The sequence below is a fragment of the Gemmiger formicilis genome (assembly GCF_016901605.1).
Lineage (GTDB): Bacteria > Bacillota > Clostridia > Oscillospirales > Ruminococcaceae > Gemmiger > Gemmiger formicilis_B.
In genome coordinates, this window is the sequence record NZ_JACJKP010000618.1 from 1 (window position 1) to 276 (window position 276).

Sequence of the window (276 nt, forward strand, 5' to 3'; positions counted from 1 at the left end):
CATCGCCCTGGCGTATGCTTCCGGTATCGGCGCCGGCCGTGCGGGCATCCTGGAGACCACCTTCAAGGAGGAGACCGAGACCGACCTCTTCGGTGAGCAGGCTGTGCTCTGCGGCGGTGTCTGCGAGCTGATCCACGCCGGTTTCGATACGCTGGTGGAAGCCGGCTACGCCCCCGAAATGGCTTACTTCGAGACCTGCCATGAAATGAAGCTCATCGTCGACCTGATCAACGAGGGCGGCTTTGACAAGATGCGTTACTCCATCTCCAACACCGC

The 276-nt window shown here is 61.2% G+C and carries 1 pseudogene; it reads left to right on the forward strand.

The annotated features are described in order from the left end of the window. Window positions 1-276 (forward strand): annotated as a pseudogene (locus tag H6B10_RS16180) (ketol-acid reductoisomerase); the annotation flags it as partial.